We start from the raw sequence: 15,975 nt of genomic DNA, 5'->3' as shown, positions 1-15,975 counted from the left end.
AACGACAGGGTTCGGAATAAGTTGTCGTCGGGTAATGCCAAGATTTCATTGATAAAATATAAATAATATCTGGAAACATTAGCGTTAATCGCTAGAATGTTCGCACTTATGGCAGTTTTCCCCTGTCTTATGCATTGGAGCCTTGATATTAATGCTGACCCAGCTATCGCAATTCAAACACACTTTTTTTGCTCTCCCAAGGTACCTGCGTGTGCTTGTTTACCTCACCGCCGTCTACCTTAGCTATGTCTGCACATTAGGTTTAATCCTGCCCTATGCAATAACCACGCTGGCACCCGAAAAACTCTCTGCTTTACTCGGCCGTCCCGTCACCCTCGGGGATATCCGCATCAATCCCTTTAATTTCAAAGTCGAAATCGACCAACTGGCCATTAAAGAAAAAGACGAAAAACCGTTTGCAGGCTTAGCGCAAGTCCAATTCGAAGTGAACTTTTGGCAATCTGTTTTTAATCGCGCCGCCGTTATCGAAAATATACACATACAAGCGCCCTACGCACACATCATCCGCGTGGAGAAAAAAGGCAAAGCTGGATTCAACTTCGACGATATTCTGCAGACCTTGAACGAGCATTCATCCGCGAGCACAGAAACAACACCCGCAGAAGCCAGCGCCCCCGTTCGTGTCCTGCTCAGCCAATTTGTATTAGATGCAGGGCAATTTAACTTCGATGACAAAATTACCCATGCTCAGGTTAATTATCCCAATATCAATTTAAAACTCAGTCAGCTCGATACTGAATATTTGATGTCGGCATTGTCGGCCTCAGTAGCACCAGCCACAAAAGCAAATAAGACTGAAGCCAACCCGACACCAAACGCCCAATCAGCCTCTGACACTGGCTCTGGCTCCCAAGTTATGCCAATTCAGCACAATCACTATGCGATACAACTCAGTGATGATCATGCTGGTGAAATCAGTTTGCAGGGGCAATTCCAACTGTTCCCATTAAAAGTTGCGGGTGACGTCCACATCGCTAAACTGAAACTGACACCCCTGTGGCGATTTATCGACGATCAATTTAAGCCAGCACTTACCGATGGCGAGATCACTGCCAAGACTCAGTATCAAGTGGATCTTGCCGAGAATGGCGAGTTGCAAATCACCAGCAACAATGGCCAGTTTATTGTTGAAAAACTGAACTTTAACGACCAAGAGCGCTCAGTGGTCAAGCTGCCAATCTTTGCCCTCGACGGTATTTCGATGAATCTAAATCAGCAGCAAGTGCACATCAATAAGCTTCACAGTGATGGCCTCACTGTAAACGCCATTTTGAATCAAGGTGGACTCGATCTCGCGAGCTTGTTCATGCCTAAATCCGCCAATTCCATCGATGCTAAGTCGATAGAAACTAAACCGGCAGATGCTAAGCCACTAGAGGCCAAAAATGTTGAGAGCGTACAAGTCACGCAAGTGGAAGAAAAGCCTCAAATAGCTGAGACGGCAACTAATGCAAGCGATACCACAGACAAGCCAACAGAAAGCGAATTAGCCACAGCAAGCGAGAACAATAAAACGGAGCAAAATACTGAGGCCGCCGCAAACATCACAGCTGATGCCACTCATGAAGCCACTGCAGAAGTCGCTTCTGAGGCAGATCCACAACAGACAATCAAGCAAGCGCCAGTAACGGCGTCAACAGACACTTGGTTCGTGCAACTCGATGCGCTCAATATTGAAAACTACGATCTTAATCTGTCGGAGCAAAAGTTAACTGAGACACCGCAGCAATGGCGTGTGTATCCGCTCAACTTTTCAACAAAAACTATCACCAGCACCTTGGCCGAGCCGATTGATTATGCACTGCAACTCAGCATTAATGACAAAGGTACTTTAAGCTCTCAAGGCCATGTCGATGTGACAAGCGAAGCGATAGATGCCGATATTCAACTCGATAAGCTCGCATTAATCCAATTCCAACCGTATCTTGCGCCCTACGTGAATATCCAGCTTAAGAGTGGTTTATTAAGCTCTGCAGGCAAGCTCACGGCTGATGCCAAGGGCAAAGCCATTTACGGCGGCAGTGTTGAGCTCGATGATTTAGCCATTCATGACAAATTGCGTAATGCCCCGCTGGTCAAATGGCAAAAGATGAATATCAATCAGCTCGATTTTGACCAACAAAAAAATCAAATCAAAATCGATCACTTAGCCTTTAGCCAACCCTACGCCAAAGTGGTGATCGCTAAAGATAGAAGCACCAATATCAGCGACCTTATCGTCGAAGCGCCTATTGCAGCTTCAGTAACGAATAGTGCGACAACGAACAGCGCGCCCCCTGCTAAGCAAACCGCAACCGAGCCACAAATGGCGAGCAAGTCAGCAACGCCTGAGCTGAGCCTAGATATTCAAAAAATTAGCTTTAGCCAAGGCTCGGCTTACTTTGCCGATAACTCACTGACTCCGAATTTTGCTTCGGGAATTGAGCTACTTGAAGGCAATATCACTCACCTGTCGTCAACGCCAGGCACTAAGGCCTCGGTCGATATCAAAGGTAAGATAGACAAGTACGCGCCTGTAACCCTAAAAGGCGATATTAACCCTTTGTTAGACATGCCATATTTAGATCTCGATTTGGTCTTCAAAAGTGTTGAACTCACCTCAGTCAATCCTTACTCAGGCACCTATGCGGGTTACTACATAGATAAGGGACAGTTATCACTGTCGCTGAACTACAAACTCGATCAGAACAAGCTCAAGGGCAATAACCATCTAGTCATAGATCAACTGAAACTCGGTAAACCCAGTAATAGTGACCTTGCCACTAGCTTACCTATCACGCTCGCCATTGCGCTGCTACAGGACCGTAACGGCGTGATTGATTTAGGCATGGAAGTCTCAGGCGATTTAGACTCACCCAGCTTTAGTGTCGGCAGCATCATAATGACGGCGATTACCAATGTGATCACTAAAGCCGTCACTGCGCCCTTCACTTTCTTAGCGGGGCTGATAGGTTCAGACGAAAGCTTAGACAAAATCAGCTTTGCCGCTGGTCAATTCAGCCTAAGTGAAGATGAGCAGAAAAGTTTAGACAAACTCGCCAGCGCCTTACTCGACAGACCTATGCTCAAGCTCAGCGTTGAAGGTGAAGTCGATGCCATCAATGACAGCCAAGCCATTGCTGAGCGTATCATGAAGCGTAAATTGGCTAAGTTAGCCAATATCGAGTTCAGTGCGTTACCTAATGATTTAAGTCCAAGCCAATTCCCGACCCAAGGGCCGCTAGCCGATGCGCTAGTGAAGCTCTATGAGCAGGAAGTTAAAGCCGATCCGGCACTAATAAAAGACACAGTTATCGCAGAGGCCAAAGACGCGCAGCTTTCCGATGACGAAATCACCACCCGCTGGCATATCGCTTTATATAATCTGTCGGTAAAAGCGCAGAATGTTAACGATGGCATGTTGGGTAATTTGGCCCAAGAAAGAGCTAAAGCCGTTAAAGCTTACCTTGTGGACGTGAAAGAGATTGCCCCTGAGCGGATCTTCTTGCTCGAAAGCAGAGTGAGTTTGACCCAGAATGTGGCCCAAGTGAGCCTTACCATAGATGTGCAATAGACGCGCAATAACTCAAGCAATGAGTTAATGTTGCTGTGTTTACGATAAAAGAAGCCCGCTAAAGTTTACCTTTAACGGGCTTCTTTCTTATGGTGAAGAGCATGCCTAAAGGTATAGCTAAGCGCATATCTAATTGTTACCGCTAAGCGAATGCGCAGTCTTTGCCACCAAAGAATCTTCTACCTGTTAATCCACACTAAAATGTTGGCCGCGCTTTGTGCCATAGGTTACACTCTGCGGCCTTTATGCAACTGGGATCGCACGCTCGAATCGCTAAATCTCAGTTTCGTCGCGCATTTGCGACGGCGCCATTGACACACGAATCACTTTTCAACACACATTATCATTGAGGTCACTGACATGTTTATCATTCGCTGGATTTTAGGCAGGATCATTCTGTTTTTAAACTTCGTATTTAGCCCTAAAAAGCGCCAACGTCCACTGGCAGAGCAACAACAGATTGATACTCAAACTCAAGCATTGGCCCTGTATCAATATCCAGCTTGCCCATTTTGCGTAAAAGTCCGCCGTGCAATGCGCCGTCAGGGACTCAACATAGTGACCCACGACGCTAAAAAAGCGCCACACAAAGATGAGCTCGTCGCCCAAGGTGGCAAACAGCAAGTGCCTTGTCTGCGTATTGAAGAAAACGGCCAAGTACAGTGGTTGTATGAATCTAAAGAAATCATTAACTACTTAGACCAACGCTTCGCCTAAATCGCGGTGCAACAGTCTGTGTAAATCTCCAAATAAGTGCGCCCAGTACCTTTTTTAATGAACTGTTCAATCGACTTTTCAATGAACTTCCCAATGAACTTTACAATGGGTTTTCCGTTGAAATATCGAGGTTTCGGGCGCAGTTCTTTTATTGCGTTGTTAATCACATCTACTTACGCCACAAATATTCTCGGTCAGAATAATCAAATAACCACTGGGGCTGATACACCACCAATAGCGTTACCGCCATACCATTAAGCAATGCCTCGGGGAACGCCAGCAAAGGGATTAGCATCAAGTAGTCATCCACTAACACATTCCAATCGTAATCCGCTGCAGACCATAACCACATCGCCCAACTCATTTGATGAAACACAGTTGAAAGGCCCGCATTGATAAAACCACCGACGAAGATAAACACGAAAATGTGTTTAGGAAATAAATGGTAACTGCGACTGTATAAAACAAAACACAGGAACAGCGGCACAGCCATGGCGAACAGACTAAAAGCCCCAAAATCAGCGGGCTGTTTCAACACAAAAAGACTAAAAAAAGCGCTCGGCAACAGTAATGCCACGGTCGCAAGACGCCAACCGAACATCAGCATACAGGTCACTATCCCCAGAAAATGCAGATGCAACCCAGTTTGAATACTGGCATTTAACGACCACAGCGCATTGACGCCCACCAGCGTCAGTAACAAGCGTAGCTGCAGGTTTTTATCCCGTCGGATCTGCGCTAACTCTTCTTTTGGCCATATCGCATAGAGCCATAACGCCAAGAGCATAAGGCATATGCCTTGAGTCAGGCTCATATCCCATTCGATTTGCGCCCATTTATTCGACCAAAACGCCAACATTAATCGCCCATCCTTAATCCATTGCGCCAATAGAGTCACACTCAGTCCATCAAGATGCCATAAATCCATGAACTTTAGGGTCATATTAAGGTATTCTGCTGTCAGTTAATAACCTAAGAGTTAAATTTGATTATGCCACTTCGATACCTCAGCCTTGCCATCTTAAGTTGTTTCTCGCTCATCGCCTGCAGCAGTGCCCCCATCGATCCTAGTGAACTTGCCGGAAAATTACGGGATAAGTTAACCACAGACATTAAAGCCGATGGCCTTAAACTCTTCAGCTACACAGCGCGGCTGGTCGATGATAAATCTAACATGGGTGATGCAGACCGCCCTTTCCCGCACGATGCCCGCGTACGTAGCATGCAAGATCCCCGTGAACAACGTCGCGCGATGCAAGATCTACAGGACTCATTAGAAGTTTGGGGACGACAAGTCGAATTAGGTTTAACGAAAACCCTTGAAATGACAGGTTATTGCCGCGAAGGTTATATCGAATTGAGTCGGATTATCGAACCCGGGCGAGGCGAAATTCGTGGTGAATGCCAAGAAGGCGCGACCAATGCCGATAAACAGAAATTTGTGAACTATTAGCGAAGGTTTGAGTAACTCAAATTTGCGTGGCTAAGGTCTGAGCATCGAAAAGACGCAAGATTGGATAAGCACTGTTAATCAGCTAAAAATAGCGAAAACAATAATAAGAGAAGCTCAAAAAGGTAAGCATGCGCGTATTAGACAATACGCGCATTCACATCAGACTAAACTGATTCAGTCAGTGGCACAGCACGATTTTCTAATAACACAGGGATACCTTCAGTGATCGGATAGGCCAGCTTATCTGCCTTACAAATCAACTGCTGCGTCGTTTTATCGTACTCAAGTTTTCCCTTACACACAGGGCAAGCCACTATATCTAACAATTTTTTATCGAATGCCATGGAAGTTTCCTTGTTTAGCTGCAGCCACCTCGCGAAGACGTGCGAGCAGCTGCTCATCAAATTGTGGGGATAGCTTGGCATTGACCGCCAAATACCACCAGTTCTCTTGTGCAAAATCGCGACATTTAACCGCATCTTTTTCTGTCATCAATAGCGGCAAGTCTTGGGCTAAATCACGTAATTGGGTTTTATCGTAGGGCTGATGGTCATCAAAACCCTGGCATAGCGCCAGTTGATAACCTTGAGCGCGCAGCGATTCAAAGAAACGCGCAGGGTTACCAATACCCGCCATCGCAACCAGCGGCTGAGATTTATCGAAACTGTACTCATCGGATATCACATCGCATTTAACGGGCTTCACTTCCGTAGGCGCCAGTTGCATTTCGAACTGCCCTTTTGCTGCTGGGCCACCATTATTGACGATAAAATCCACGGCATCGAGACGCCACGCGCCTTCACGTAGCGGACCTGCCGGCAACAGCAAGCCATTACCTAAACCGCGTTGACCATCAATCACCACCAGCTCAATATCGCGTCCCAGCGCATAGTGCTGCAGCCCATCGTCGCAGATGATGACATCGACACCAAACTCAGCAATAAGTGCATTGGCGGTATCGACGCGTTTAGCGCCAACCACCATAGGCACTTGAGTGCGCGCCACTATCATAGCAGGTTCATCACCCACCTCTGCTGCACTCGCCCCTAAATTAACCGTTTTAACGCCTTGAATATCAACGCCGTAACCTCGACTGATCACACCGGGTGTAAACCCATGCTGGCGCAATAATTCAATCAGATAAATCACGGTTGGCGTCTTACCGCTGCCGCCGACGGTAATATTACCGACAACGATGACAGGCACAGGCATTGCCGTTTGTGATTTGATCCCGAGGCGAAACAAGGCGCGGCGCACATAAGTGATAACCGCGAATAGCCAAGATAAAGGTAACAAGAGCCATCGCAGTGGATGACCCTGATACCAAATTTTATTCACTAAGGCCTGCATCTAGCTACCGAATTGCATTTGGTACAATTTGGCGTACATGCCATTTAATTCCAATAGTGATTGGTGCGTCCCGCGCTCGACGATACGTCCCTGATCCACTACTAAAATTTGATCGGCACTCTCGATAGTCGACAACCTGTGGGCGATCACTACTGAGGTACGGTTTTGTCTGAGGTTGTCTAACCCTTTTTGAATCGCTTTTTCTGACTCAGTATCCAGTGCAGAAGTCGCTTCATCGAGGATCAAGACAGGCGCATCACGCAACATGGCGCGCGCAATCGCAATCCGCTGTCTTTGACCACCGGACAATAACACGCCATTTTCACCCACTTGGGTATCAAGGCCTTGGGGCAGCTGATCAATAAACTCCATCGCATAGGCCAAGGTCGCCGCTTCAATAATCTGCTCGCGCGTCGCTTCACCCGGATAGGCGTAGGCTATGTTGTTAGCAATCGTATCGTTGAATAAGGTCACCTGCTGCGATACCAGAGCCACTTGATTACGCAGCGATTTTAGCGAGTAATCATAGATGCTGACATCATCAAGCAGAATATCACCGGATTCGAGCCCCGTATAAAAACGGGTCACTAGACTCGCGATAGTCGACTTGCCTGAACCAGAACGGCCTACTAAGGCTAAGGTTTGCCCCGGTTTAACTTCAAAATCAACATCTTCCAGCGCTCGGCGGTCTTGGCTGTCGTAGGTAAAACAGACCTTATCGAAACGTAAATGACCCTTAGCGCGCTCGACGGTATAAGTGCCGGTGTCGGATTCTGGCAGCGTATCCAGTAATTCAAACACTGTGGTACAAGCTGCAATACCCCGTTGGAATTCAGCGTTCACTCGGGTTAAGTTTTTGATGGGTTGCAACATGGCCATCATAGCGCCAAGAATTGTCGCGAAGGTACCGGCGGTAAGATCGGCTTTCATGCTGTCTAAGCTTGCCGCATAAAGCACAAAGGCTAAGGCGAATGAGCCGATAATCATGATCAACGGCTGGCTAATGGCTTGCGCCACAGCTAACTTCATATTTTGATGGCGGTTTTGATCGTTCACTTTAGCAAAACGGGTGGCTTCGGTTTCTTGTCCACCAAAGGCCAATACGTTTTTATGGCCCTTAATCATTTGCTCAGTCGTGGCACTCACGCCGCCCATGGCGGTTTGAATTTGCTTAGAAACCTTACGGAAACGACGGCTGACCACAGCAATGACCATGCCCATAATCGGCCCGATCACTAAGATACACAGGGATAACTTCCAAGAGTTATAGAACATCAGCGCCAGCATACCAAACACTGTCACACTGTCGCGGACGATAGAAATCAAAGCGCTACCCGATGCTCTGGCGATTTGCTCAGTATCGAAGGTGACTTTTGAAATCAAGTTACCGGTATTTTCCTTGTCCATGTAACTGACAGGCAGACTCAGATAATGCTCAAACACTTGCTGACGCATGTCCATGATCAAACGCGCACTCATGTATGAAATGCCGTAGGTCGAAACAAAGTTGGCAAAACCGCGCAGGGAAAACATGAGGATAACCACAAGTGGCGCCATCATTAGCACGTCGTTGTTCGCATGGAAACCTTCACTGGTTGGCAATGCTATGCCATTGGTGACCGCAGCGGGTGCGCCGCCGGAAAAACCCTTATCGATAAAGGGGCCGATGAAAGCGATAAAGGCGGCATCGACGAGACCATAAATAATTAATCCCGCAACTGAAAGCATAAACATGCCTTTCATCTGTTTTATATAGCCCAGTAATCGTTTGAAAACTGTCCACATTTCGTCTTTAGGAGATGTTGTCATTGATAACACTAAATTATGGCAAAGTAGGCATTCTACTCTGGATTAATCAAGTCACCAAATCTAAACAGAGAGTTGTACCAAAATGGCGCTAAATCACCACGATAGGTCTTTACCTCTAACTCAGACTGCTGAAAAATCACACTAATCTGCCCTTCTGACCCTGTGGTCAGGCTCCTAATCTCTCGTCGCTGATACCGCTCAACCACTGTGGATTTAGGAAAACCATAGCGATTAGCAAAACCCGCAGGGAAAAGCACTAACTTAGGGGCTACGGCATCGATAAAGGCCTCTGTCGACGAGGTTTTGCTGCCATGGTGCGGCGCCACCAGCACGTCGCTTTGTAACTCGTTTAGGCCACTTAGATCACCGCTCACACTTAGCTCACGGCTTACACCTAATTCACTACGTAATAGTGCTGCTTCGGTTTGTTTTTCAATGTCCCCGGTGAGCAGCAGACTCTGCAGGCCATCATCAATGCGCACCACACAAGAGCCATTATTGCCCGCCAGCACTTGAGGCGGCGAGAGTAAGTTAAGGCGCAATCCTTGCCATTGAATCTGCCTTGGACGGCAATCTTGGCCGCTAAAGCCAGCCACATCTGTGATCACCAAAGCCTTGGGATAAGCCTCCATCAAGACAGGCGCACCGCCTGAATGATCGTTATCGCTATGGCTGATAACAATATAATCAATCTCTTGGATGCCTTTGGCTTTTAAGAAGGGCAATATCACCCGCTCCGCATAACTGAAATCTTCACCAAAGGCGGCGCCCGTGTCATAGATGAAACCCCTGCCATTCTTTTCAATCACCACGGCTAAACCTTGGCCCACATCAAGTAAATGCATGGCCCATCGATGGGTTTGCACGGGAGACCATAGCGTCATACAAAAAAGTAATGCGGGAATAAACAACAAACTCAATAGGCTTAACCAAGCAATATAGTTTTTATGCTTAGGCACATAGCGCCATAACACACCACCAACGAGCGCGTAGAATCCTAAGGCTAATAAGCTGTCAGAGAGTGCTAACCAATGGGCAGGTAATTGCTGGCTGATGTCGAGCAACTGCGCATAGGGCGATAAACTCCAATCACTGAGGCGCAGTACTCCAAGCGAAGAGAGTCCGAAGTGAGATAATCCCAAGGCCGTCCCAAGCCACCAGCAGACAAATCCCGCTATGGCTAAGGGGATCACTACAAAGCTAAACCAAGGCACGGCCAAGATGTTCATCCACAGACTGTGTACGCTCACGCCGCCAAAGAGTGCCGCTTGCAGTAATCCAAGCCCGAGACTTAAGCGCCATTGGATAGCCCAAAACTGCATCATCCCAGTGCGTAAACGCGCCCTTCGAGTCGACGCAGGGGTAAATTCCCTTGGTTGGATTTCTAAGGTGTATAAGATGATACCTAAGGCACAAAACGACAGCCAAAATCCCGCACTTAAACAAGCGAGCGGATCAAGCAGCAATACAATGAACAGGGCGAATAATAAGCGCTCCCACGCCGTAGAAAAGCGCTTTAATAAACTCAACAGCATTAACAGCAGAATCATCACTAATGCACGCTGCGTCGAAATGCCAAAGCCAGCAAGATAGGCATAAAATGCGGCGCCTATGCCAGCGGCGACTAAGGCAAGGGTGATATTACGCCGACTCTGATGTGGCACTAAGCGACTTAAGCCAAACAAAAGGCATGTGTAAATCCATGCTGCTATGACCGAAAGATGCAAGCCAGATATCGCCACTAAATGACCCGTACCTGTCTGTCGTAATGCTTGCCAACGCACTTTTGAGATCAACTGCTTATCACCCAAAAGTAAGGCGAGTAGAATATCACCTTGCGGCAAAGAGGCTAATTCAGGCGTCAATGCGCTTATTAGCTCGTTACGCAGTGAAGGTAAAACCGCAAGTAAATGTGCCTCTATCACTCGCCCTTTACCGACAACATGTTGGCTGATTAATTGTTTCTGCTCGTTATAACCACCTTGATTTAACACGCTAGCAATACTCTTAGGCATCAAGGTAAACTGCCAAACCTGACCGACATCGACTTCTGGCGGATCTTTCCACGTGAGTCGCAATTTTGCATTTGGCCCTAAGATTAAATTTGGTTTAATGACCGATATATCCAAACTTAGCCAGTCGCTGTTTCGACTAACTAGTGATATGATTTCGCCCCTAACCTGTATAGGTTGTTGTAACACTGGAAGATCCTGCCTAGATAATCCTAAGCAAAAACCAGTTAGCCATGCCATTGCAAAGAGTCCACCTGCGCAGACAGGGATTTTTCGGTATAAAATTAACGCCCCAACAGCAAGGTAGGGTATATAACTGACTGGCGGCAGCGAAGGCCACAACATCGCTGATAACAAGATGGCACTAAAGCCAAACATGAATCGATTCATAGTGAATTAAGTTAAGACAGCAATTTCAGCCTATGCCAAAAAAATTAATCAAAAGATTTATGCCTAAGCCTGAAACCTTGCGTGAGCATAAACACTTACGCATGTTCGGACGCTTATTACATAATCCCAATTTGTGGGCGCTAAATCGGAAATCCGCCCCTGGCGCATTCGCCGTGGGATTATTTGTCGCCTGGATCCCTATGCCATTTCAGATGGTAGTGGCTGCGGCTTTTGCCATTCTATTTAACGTTAATATTCCCGTTTCTGTCGCATTAGTCTGGATAACCAATCCCTTAACTATGCCAGTGATGTTTTATGGCGCGTATTTACTCGGCGCTAAGATACTCGGCCATGCGCCGCAAGATTTTGCCTTCGAAGCAAGTTGGCAATGGATTGAAGCCTCCCTTGCCACCATAGGTCCGGCGTTTTTACTGGGATGCCTTGTTCTTGGGGTAATTTTTTCCGCAGTGGGCTATTTGCTGATTAACAATCTGTGGAAATATTCCATTATGTTTAAGTGGCAAAAACGTAAGAATAAATAAGCTCGCCTTTCCTACCGCTTATGCTGATGCAGTTTTAGCCGAAGGCTAGTTAACCTAAGTAACAGCATAAGCGGATCAATGACTTAGCTTATCCTTCATGGCCTAATGTGCATTGCAATCTATTGGCTTCCCTTGCTTTACATCCTGTCGTTTCAATGTCCGCCACCTCACTCCTTTCACGCTTGAGTTTGTCGCTTTTCATGTAAAATTGTACCATCTGTGCAGACTAAGTTTGCGTCTTAAACAGATGCAGCACGAGGAATACTCATATCGAGATATATACATTCATTTTAATTGCAGCTTAAAATATCTGACAGATTTAGTCAGATACTCAAGAGCCAGTTATGTTGAACATTGATGAGCCCGCACATTTACAACCACGAATCGCCTTATTCAGATTAGGCTTTCGGCCTTTTTTCCTGTTTGCGAGTTTATTCAGCGTATTGGCATTAGGGATCTGGGGAGGATTCCTTTCAGGGATCAATCTGTTGCCGCAATCCGTTAATCCACTTTGGTGGCACGGTCACGAAATGATTTTCGGATTTGTCTGCGCCGTCGTCGCGGGCTTTTTATTAACTGCGGTGCAAAACTGGACGGGCCAAGCTGGGATTAAAGGTGTTGGGTTGTTGGGGTTATTCAGTGTGTGGTTATTGCCAAGGCTGTTATTGCTAATGCCGCTAGCGATTCCCTTTACACTTATCATGTTTATCGACTTACTATTTTTGCCGCTAACGGCGTTAATACTCGCCCAAGCAGTGATCCGCGTTCGTCAATGGCGAAACTTTGTGTTTATCCCCATTCTCACCTTGCTCACCCTAATGAATGCACTGAGTTACTACGGCGTTTTAACAAATCAATTTGAATGGATAAACATAGGCTTATATGGCGCAGTTGTGTTAATCAGCATCATAGTCGCACTTTTAGGCGGCCGTGTGATCCCTTTTTTCACCGAGCGCGCCACCCAATGGCAGCGTAAAACTGCGCTGCCAGTGCTCGAATGGCTGAGCTTTATCAGCCTCTTTGGATTAGTTATTAGCTTAATCCTGCAAGAGCAAATATTGCTTCGCAGTATGGCTGGGATTGCGAGTCTAGTTTTATTGCTGCGCTGGCATCGCTGGGGCTGGTATTCCTGCTGGCGCGTTCCCTTACTCTGGTCACTGCATCTCAGTTATGTGTGTATTCCACTCGGTTTAGCGCTTATTGCCTTTGGACTCCCCTTATCCGTTGGCATGCACGCGATAACGATTGGCGGTTTAGCGGGGATGATTTTAGCTATGATGGCGCGGGTTTCGTTAGGCCATACCGGCCGCACGCTGCAACCGCCAAGCATAATGAAGTATGCCTTTGGGTTAATCCTGCTCGCGGCAGTATTTAGAGTATTGGCAGGAGTCATCCCGCTATGGTCAGCATCATTATTACTTGCCGCCATTACATCTTGGGTCATCGCCTTTGGCTGTTTCTGCATCAGCTATGGGCCTATGTTGTGCCAAACCAGAATCGATGGTCGACCCGGTTAGAACATACTGACACTGAGCTTTGCGATGCATTTAGGATTAAACATATCTGTGAATTAAGTCACACAGCGGCGGCTAGCTTTTCCCTATAAGCTGATTTTTACTGTTACTATTTATAAAAACATCAAGTAGGGAATGCCCATGCCATTTTATCACCGATATGGTTCTAAGAGCCTTAAAGCCGTAGAACACTTAGTCCTGTTTGTTATTGCTATTGCCACTATCGTCGCGATAGGCCAAGAAATTGTGCATATTGTTTCTGTCCGTATGGTCGCACTAGCCGATTTACTCCTGTTATTCATTTTCTTAGAAGTCTTAGCCATGGTGGCGAACTACTACGAATCCGGTAAGTTACCCGTGCGTATGCCGCTTTATATCGCGATTGTGGCCTTGGCTCGTTACCTCATTTTAGATATGAAGAGTATGGAAGATTGGCGTATTGCCGCGATATCACTGTCGACGTTAATTTTAGCAGCAACTGTGATCGTCATTCGTTGGGGTCAGTTAAAAATGCCCTATCCTAAAAACCAAGAATACGACAATTAATCAAGCACCTGAGTTGGTGCTATTGAAGGCTTATTCAATAGCACCTGCTGTCCTCGTTTTAAAACTATTATCAAAGACCTAGCTTTCACATTGGTATTCTGCCAAAAAGCAATTATGCTAGTTTTACTGAGATCAATAATTTACGGGGCAATTGAGTTATGGGTGACCATACTACTGGTTTTGAAGAAAAACGCACATCACTGCGAGTGGACATGGAAGCGGAGCGTGTCGCCTTACATTGGGTCGACGCTCAAGGCATGAAGCAATCCGATGAAGGCGTGTGTATTGACTTAGCAAGACGCGGTATTTTATTCGATTATAAACGTCCCTTTGCACTGGGCGAACTCATCGAAGTGACCTTTAATCCCGATACCACACAACAAAACACCGTCAAAGGACAAGTTTGCCGCTGCGCAAAATGCCACGACCAAAGCTACCACATAGCCATGCAACTGCTTTAATTTAACTTAAATTTCGCAGGTTTAATGGGTCTGTTCTACACTCAATGAATTGAACGATTCATGAAGGGGCGTCACTATGATCTTGCTGGTAGGTGGTGAAAAAGGTGGTAGCGGAAAAAGTTGTCTCGCTCAAAATCTTGCCGTTTATATTAAGCAAAAATTTCAAGCAAACGTCCTCATGGTCGATTGTGATCCCCAGCGCACCACTTCAGATTGGATCCAAGCAAGAAATAATGATCCCAGTCTGCCCAGCATTAACTGCATTCAGCTTTATGGCAAAATTCGCAATGACTTACTCAGCCTCAATGAGCGTTTTGATTACGTGATTGTAGACTGTGGTGGCCAGGATAACTTAGCCATGCGCGCAGCCATGTCGGTAGCAACTTATGTTGTGATCCCTCTCAGGCCCAAAAGACGCGATCTTAAGACATTACCCCACATGGAAGACATGCTCAGCACTTGTAAGATGGTGAATCCTAAAATGATCGCCACCATAGTACTAACCCAATGCCCTGCGCTACCCACGCAATTTAAACGTATTTTAGAAGCCAAAGATGTAGTGCAGTCCTTTGGTTTAAGGGTGTTGAATTCTGTCACCTTTTGTCGAAACATTTATGATGACAGTGAAGAAAAAGGTTCCTCTGTGGTCGAAATCGAACCCGATGGAAAAGCAGCCGATGAGATCCGCGCCATAACGGATGAGTTATTCGCCATGCCACCAGAAAATAGCTATGAGCTTAACTGATCTTAAACGTAAGAAACCCAAGCAAATCATCAAGCCGGTTTCTGTCGATGATTTCATTGAAGATGCCAATAACTACGCCTTAGGTAAGGCGAGTTTATTAGCCGCGGCTCAGACTCAAGCGATAGTTAAGGGCTTAGATAAAAAATCGACTAAGATTTATCGCCACGCGACCTTTACCCTGACAGAGAAGAGTATTGCTCAGCTCGATTCACTATCGAAATCCACCAGCATTGCAAAATCTCGCTTACTGCGTATTTTGATCCATGAGTTTAGCCAACTCACACCCGCGCAGCAGGACCAAATTGCCAATAAACGCCACGACGAAACCTAAGTTTCAGGGATTCAAGGAATCAGGACTTCAAGAAACCTGAGTTTCAAGCTTCCTTAAACTCAAGCTAGCTGAACCTAAAGAAATCCAGGCTTAAATCTCATACTGGTACTTCTCGCTTAAGCCACTAAGGTGATGAACCCAATCAGTAAAATCAGTCTCGATAGATGTCGAACTATGGTCAAACGATTGCCACACTCTTATTACAATCTCGTATTACTACTGCGTTCTCGTATGACTGTTACTCCATCGCCAAAATATGTAGGGCCACAATAGGTTAGTGCTCACACTTTCTCCCAGCGGCTAGTTCAATGCCTTGGGGCGTTTCGTCAAACTTACCTTTACCTATCAGTAACTGAATCAATGCTTCAGCACTAAGATCGGCGGCACTACACGTATGATATCGAGCCGCAAAGCCAAACTTTTGTCCCATCAGGGATAATAATTCAGGCTTTATAATAGCGGCCCCTTGCGCTACCATCAGCGCCATAACATCATGACCGTGAACAGAATTGGACATATGTCCTCCTAAAG

Annotated in this window: 15 protein-coding genes; 9 read left to right on the top strand and 6 right to left on the bottom strand. The window is 46.4% G+C overall.

All coding sequences use genetic code 11. The features are described 5' to 3' along the window. Positions 1 to 151: 151 nt before the first annotated feature. Together BM607_RS02960 and BM607_RS02955 are read left to right on the top strand one after the other, a co-directional pair. The gene (locus BM607_RS02960) at positions 152 to 3,574 is read left to right on the top strand and encodes a DUF748 domain-containing protein (protein WP_071938964.1); all 3,423 of its coding nucleotides are present in this window, start codon (positions 152 to 154) and stop codon (positions 3,572 to 3,574) included. Positions 3,575 to 3,934: 360 nt separating this feature from the next. Continuing rightward, the gene (locus BM607_RS02955; RefSeq protein ID WP_006081203.1) at positions 3,935 to 4,291 is read left to right on the top strand and encodes a glutathione S-transferase N-terminal domain-containing protein; all 357 of its coding nucleotides are present in this window, start codon (positions 3,935 to 3,937) and stop codon (positions 4,289 to 4,291) included. 169 nt (positions 4,292 to 4,460) lie between these two features. Here the strand turns inward: BM607_RS02955 and BM607_RS02950 are convergent, their stop codons facing one another. After that, positions 4,461 to 5,150 carry an energy-coupling factor ABC transporter permease gene (locus BM607_RS02950; RefSeq protein WP_071938965.1) on the bottom strand — a complete coding sequence of 230 codons (690 nt, stop codon included), beginning with the start codon at positions 5,148 to 5,150 and terminating at the stop codon, positions 4,461 to 4,463. 132 nt (positions 5,151 to 5,282) lie between these two features. Between BM607_RS02950 and BM607_RS02945 the strand changes: the two genes are divergently transcribed. Next, positions 5,283 to 5,744, top strand: a complete 462-nt coding sequence (locus tag BM607_RS02945; RefSeq protein WP_011846514.1) for a hypothetical protein — start codon at positions 5,283 to 5,285, stop codon at positions 5,742 to 5,744. Between the two features lie 164 nt (positions 5,745 to 5,908). Here the strand turns inward: BM607_RS02945 and BM607_RS02940 are convergent, their stop codons facing one another. Genes BM607_RS02940 through BM607_RS02925 form a run of 4 tightly spaced genes read right to left on the bottom strand, consistent with a single transcriptional unit; the run spans position 5,909 to position 11,305 of the window. Then, positions 5,909 to 6,088, bottom strand: a complete 180-nt coding sequence (locus BM607_RS02940) for a Trm112 family protein (RefSeq protein WP_006081200.1) — start codon at positions 6,086 to 6,088, stop codon at positions 5,909 to 5,911. Continuing rightward, positions 6,075 to 7,094 carry a tetraacyldisaccharide 4'-kinase gene (gene lpxK / locus BM607_RS02935; protein WP_071938966.1) on the bottom strand — a complete coding sequence of 340 codons (1,020 nt, stop codon included), beginning with the start codon at positions 7,092 to 7,094 and terminating at the stop codon, positions 6,075 to 6,077. Before lpxK ends, BM607_RS02940 begins: the two co-directional genes overlap by 14 nt. Beyond that, the gene (gene msbA / locus BM607_RS02930; RefSeq protein WP_071938967.1) at positions 7,095 to 8,903 is read right to left on the bottom strand and encodes a lipid A export permease/ATP-binding protein MsbA; all 1,809 of its coding nucleotides are present in this window, start codon (positions 8,901 to 8,903) and stop codon (positions 7,095 to 7,097) included. 32 nt (positions 8,904 to 8,935) lie between these two features. Next, complete coding sequence (locus tag BM607_RS02925) at positions 8,936 to 11,305, bottom strand: DNA internalization-related competence protein ComEC/Rec2 (RefSeq protein ID WP_071938968.1); 2,370 nt, start codon at positions 11,303 to 11,305, stop codon at positions 8,936 to 8,938. Between the two features lie 32 nt (positions 11,306 to 11,337). Here BM607_RS02925 and BM607_RS02920 point away from each other — a divergent pair, with 32 nt between their 5' ends. The 6 genes from BM607_RS02920 (at position 11,338) to BM607_RS02895 (ending at position 15,444) form a co-directional block, all read left to right on the top strand. After that, positions 11,338 to 11,847: a DUF2062 domain-containing protein gene (locus tag BM607_RS02920; RefSeq protein ID WP_006087434.1), complete on the top strand. Its 510-nt coding sequence runs from the start codon at positions 11,338 to 11,340 to the stop codon at positions 11,845 to 11,847. A 344-nt stretch (positions 11,848 to 12,191) separates the two neighbouring features. Then, entirely contained in the window at positions 12,192 to 13,364 is a 1,173-nt protein-coding gene (locus tag BM607_RS02915) for an NnrS family protein (RefSeq protein ID WP_071938969.1), read from the top strand. Between the two features lie 138 nt (positions 13,365 to 13,502). Beyond that, positions 13,503 to 13,907 carry a phosphate-starvation-inducible PsiE family protein gene (locus tag BM607_RS02910; RefSeq protein WP_011846509.1) on the top strand — a complete coding sequence of 135 codons (405 nt, stop codon included), beginning with the start codon at positions 13,503 to 13,505 and terminating at the stop codon, positions 13,905 to 13,907. Positions 13,908 to 14,065: 158 nt separating this feature from the next. Beyond that, on the top strand, positions 14,066 to 14,368 hold the full coding sequence (locus BM607_RS02905; RefSeq protein ID WP_071938970.1) for a PilZ domain-containing protein: 303 nt from the start codon (positions 14,066 to 14,068) through the stop codon (positions 14,366 to 14,368). Positions 14,369 to 14,444: 76 nt separating this feature from the next. Then, positions 14,445 to 15,113: an AAA family ATPase gene (locus tag BM607_RS02900; protein ID WP_006087431.1), complete on the top strand. Its 669-nt coding sequence runs from the start codon at positions 14,445 to 14,447 to the stop codon at positions 15,111 to 15,113. After that, the gene (locus BM607_RS02895) at positions 15,100 to 15,444 is read left to right on the top strand and encodes a hypothetical protein (protein WP_006081191.1); all 345 of its coding nucleotides are present in this window, start codon (positions 15,100 to 15,102) and stop codon (positions 15,442 to 15,444) included. The genes BM607_RS02900 and BM607_RS02895 overlap by 14 nt, the downstream gene beginning before the upstream one ends. A 274-nt stretch (positions 15,445 to 15,718) precedes the next feature. On the opposite strand, the gene BM607_RS02890 is transcribed toward BM607_RS02895, so the two are convergent. Then, positions 15,719 to 15,961, bottom strand: coding sequence for a YecH family metal-binding protein (locus BM607_RS02890; protein WP_071938971.1), 243 nt, complete (start codon positions 15,959 to 15,961; stop codon positions 15,719 to 15,721). Positions 15,962 to 15,975: the final 14 nt, after the last annotated feature.

This window comes from Shewanella sp. SACH (assembly GCF_001887095.2).
GTDB lineage: Bacteria > Pseudomonadota > Gammaproteobacteria > Enterobacterales > Shewanellaceae > Shewanella > Shewanella baltica.
The sequence above is the reverse complement of the archived record's forward strand: the minus strand, read 5'-3'. Positions and strand labels throughout refer to the sequence as shown.

Bases quoted from the DNA above. Each gene is read 5' to 3' on its own strand.
- BM607_RS02960 (WP_071938964.1), top strand. From the start codon at position 152: ATGCTGACCCAGCTATCGCAATTCAAACACACTTTTTTTGCTCTCCCA.
- BM607_RS02955 (WP_006081203.1), top strand. From the start codon at position 3,935: ATGTTTATCATTCGCTGGATTTTAGGCAGGATCATTCTGTTTTTAAAC.
- BM607_RS02950 (WP_071938965.1), bottom strand. From the start codon at position 5,150: ATGTTGGCGTTTTGGTCGAATAAATGGGCGCAAATCGAATGGGATATG.
- BM607_RS02945 (WP_011846514.1), top strand. From the start codon at position 5,283: ATGCCACTTCGATACCTCAGCCTTGCCATCTTAAGTTGTTTCTCGCTC.
- BM607_RS02940 (WP_006081200.1), bottom strand. From the start codon at position 6,088: ATGGCATTCGATAAAAAATTGTTAGATATAGTGGCTTGCCCTGTGTGT.
- lpxK (WP_071938966.1), bottom strand. From the start codon at position 7,094: ATGCAGGCCTTAGTGAATAAAATTTGGTATCAGGGTCATCCACTGCGA.
- msbA (WP_071938967.1), bottom strand. From the start codon at position 8,903: ATGACAACATCTCCTAAAGACGAAATGTGGACAGTTTTCAAACGATTA.
- BM607_RS02925 (WP_071938968.1), bottom strand. From the start codon at position 11,305: ATGAATCGATTCATGTTTGGCTTTAGTGCCATCTTGTTATCAGCGATG.
- BM607_RS02920 (WP_006087434.1), top strand. From the start codon at position 11,338: ATGCCAAAAAAATTAATCAAAAGATTTATGCCTAAGCCTGAAACCTTG.
- BM607_RS02915 (WP_071938969.1), top strand. From the start codon at position 12,192: ATGTTGAACATTGATGAGCCCGCACATTTACAACCACGAATCGCCTTA.
- BM607_RS02910 (WP_011846509.1), top strand. From the start codon at position 13,503: ATGCCATTTTATCACCGATATGGTTCTAAGAGCCTTAAAGCCGTAGAA.
- BM607_RS02905 (WP_071938970.1), top strand. From the start codon at position 14,066: ATGGGTGACCATACTACTGGTTTTGAAGAAAAACGCACATCACTGCGA.
- BM607_RS02900 (WP_006087431.1), top strand. From the start codon at position 14,445: ATGATCTTGCTGGTAGGTGGTGAAAAAGGTGGTAGCGGAAAAAGTTGT.
- BM607_RS02895 (WP_006081191.1), top strand. From the start codon at position 15,100: ATGAGCTTAACTGATCTTAAACGTAAGAAACCCAAGCAAATCATCAAG.
- BM607_RS02890 (WP_071938971.1), bottom strand. From the start codon at position 15,961: ATGTCCAATTCTGTTCACGGTCATGATGTTATGGCGCTGATGGTAGCG.